The organism is Kitasatospora sp. NPDC001159 (assembly GCF_053598235.1).
The window spans coordinates 1-2,556 of the sequence record NZ_JBSFJV010000244.1 but is presented as its reverse complement, the minus strand read 5'-3'; the positions used below and the strand labels follow the sequence as shown (position 1 = coordinate 2,556).

The 2,556-nt window shown below is 65.6% G+C and carries 2 protein-coding genes and 1 pseudogene; all 3 read right to left on the bottom strand.

The features are described from left to right. Positions 1–114 precede the first annotated feature (114 nt). A pseudogene (locus ACWC9T_RS41480) lies at positions 115–347 on the bottom strand (transposase); the annotation flags it as partial. A 185-nt stretch (positions 348–532) separates the two neighbouring features. Further along, positions 533–1,021 (bottom strand): LGFP repeat-containing protein, encoded by a 489-nt coding sequence (locus ACWC9T_RS41475; RefSeq protein WP_449826197.1) that lies wholly within the window; start codon positions 1,019–1,021, stop codon positions 533–535. Positions 1,022–1,769: 748 nt separating this feature from the next. After that, positions 1,770–2,556 (bottom strand): transposase (locus ACWC9T_RS41470; protein WP_449826196.1); only part of this gene is annotated, 787 nt, incomplete at its 5' end.

Sequence of the window (2,556 nt, the reverse complement as noted above, 5' to 3'; positions counted from 1 at the left end):
GATCATCATGCCGCAGATCTCGTCGGCTCAGCCAGAGTGCCTGACCGACCGACGAGGACGACACCAGTGCACCGTCGCGCAGAGCCTCTCACCAGTGCGGATGAGGTTATCGGCAAGGGCACCGTCAGCGAGGCGAGGGATCGGAAGGGCGGCCAGCGCGCGGCGCAGTCGGGCGGGCTCGAGCCAGCCCCGGTCCAGCGCGGCGTACATCGCACCGTGCCCACGCCGGTGCTCGGCCGCCAGCGACAGGTCCACAGCGTCTTGACCGGCCCGTCCGTGCACAGCAGCGCGTCGGTGAGCTCGAAGAGCACGTCCGCGCGCGTGTACAGGCACTCGTAGAAGTCCATCCGAAAGCGGGACAGCACGCCCCACTGCTCGACGGCGGGCACCTGCACAGGGAGACTCGTCACCAGCGGCCGTTCCTTCAGCTTCGTTACTCGACACCTCGAAGCGTGAAGGGCGGCCGCCTCTGCTGTCTCGCGAAGAACCGCAGATCAGCAGGTCGGGTGACCTCCGAGGTTAAACCACAAGCTCAGACACAGATGTTGTCTCCCCAAGTCCTCGATGCCCCGCCGCCGAGGTCCTGGAAGTGGACTACCGCGCAGTGGAAGTTCTGACGGACCTCGGCGCCTACGGTGTACTCATAGGAAGTGGGATAGCCTGCCCATCCCGCCTCGCACCCCTGGCTGCACCAGTAGTCGCCGATGGCTCCCCACACCGGCCAAGCGCCAGTGTTCGGAGACCAGTAGATCGTCCCGTGTTCGAACTGCGTTCGTCGGCCGACCCCGTCGGGGTTGACCAGCTCGTCCGTGAGGGGGCATCCGAGCGACCCGCCAGAGCCACCCATCTGGATGTACCTCTGCTCGATGGCCCCCAGGACCGCGTGCCCACAGTAGGAGCCGTCGGCCCGCGCGGGAGTTGCAATCGACACGACGAACACGCTTGCCAACAGGGCCAGCAGGCCCAACATGGCCGCGATCCGGCCTTGAAGCCCCGGCCGGACAACTGCACTGGTGTTCATCTCACATCCGCCTTCCGTTAGAGACCGATGGGCAGGAAACCTGAAGTCCCCCTTGGGAGTTGCGTACGAGCACTATCGCGAAACCGATTGATCCTTACAAGAGCGAGCCCACCTCAGCGGGCCGTGTTTGTGCCACTGAACCTTGAGTTGTCGTGCCTCGGTCATGGTTGGTGGCGGGTGGGAGAGTTGGCTCGGGCGCTCGATTTACGGGCACTCCCGGCCTTTGAGCTGGACTTTCTTGACGGCGGAGTCCGTCGGCGTGAGGCGTTGGGGTCGAGTTGGGACGTGCCCTCTCTGGCAAAGTGAGACAAGTCGGGCATACTGGATAATTCAATGAGTCGAGGGCGGAGATGGAGGAGAGCCCAGGTGGCCAGCACCATCGACCACAGGGTCCCGGATCCGCAGGTGGAGCCCCGTTCCACGAACCGCCGGTTCTCGGCGGCGTACAAGCCGAGGATCCTCGCCGAGTACGACACCTTGGACAAGCACGGCAAAGGCGCGCAGCTGCGGCGCGAGGGCCCGTACTCGTCTCTGATCGCCACGTGGACGCCCTCGCCGAAACCCCTCCGACCTGGGTCAGGCCTTCGGCGCCGAGCGATGCCCAGGCGATGGCAGCAGGCGTGACCTGCAGGGGATCGAGTCCCCGTTGCTGAGCGGGTAGGGTCCCCAGCCTGGCGAAGGGCCGGCCAGCCTCGCGTGTAGGTTTCTCGGCTCGGAAGATTTCAAGTCCAGTGAGACGGTCGTGACGCTATGAGGTTTGTGGTGCGGGTTCCCTGCGCTTGGCGGGGTTGTTGATCCACGCTGTCTTCGGGATCTCGGGCGGTCTGGGGCGGCGGCCGAAGCGTTCGGGGTGGCGCGCGTAGGCCTCGGCGAGGGTGACGGCCCGCTGGTCACGGATCTCCTCGGCGGTGCCGAAGTGGACGCTGGCGGGCGTGTGAAGTCCGATGCCCGAGTGCCTGTGCTCGTGGTTGTAGTACGAGATGAAGGCGTCGAACCATTCGCGGGCATGGGCCAGGGAGTCGAACCGCTCGGGATAGTCGGACACGTACTTGGTGGTCTTGAACTGGGCCTCGCTGTAGGGGTTGTCGTTGGAGACCTTGGGGCGCGAGTGGCTCCTGGTGACGCCGAGATCGATCAGCAGCTGGGAGACCTTCTTGGAGGTCATCGAGGTGCCCCGGTCAGCGTGCACGGTCTCGGGGACGATGCCGTTGCGCGCGATGGTCTCGCGGATCAGCTCCTCTGCCCGATCGGCTGATTCGGCGAGTTCGACGGTGTGGCCGACGATGTAGCGGCTGAAGATGTCGATGATGACGTAGGCGTGGTACCAGATGCCCTTGCTGGGGCCGGCCGCTTTGGTGATGTCCCAGGTGAACACCTGGGAGGGGCCGTCGGCGACCAGTTCGGGCACCGTCTTGGCCGGGTGGGTGGCCTGGCGGCGGCGTTCACCGGACTGTCCCCGCTCGCGCAGGATCCGGTACATCGTGGAGACCGAGCAGTGGTAGCGCCCGGTATCCAGCTCGCGGGCCCAGATCTGT

What these genes read in the sequence shown, in the direction of transcription:
- ACWC9T_RS41475 (WP_449826197.1), bottom strand. Translation starts at nt 1,021, where the DNA reads ATGAACACCAGTGCAGTTGTCCGGCCGGGGCTTCAAGGCCGGATCGCG.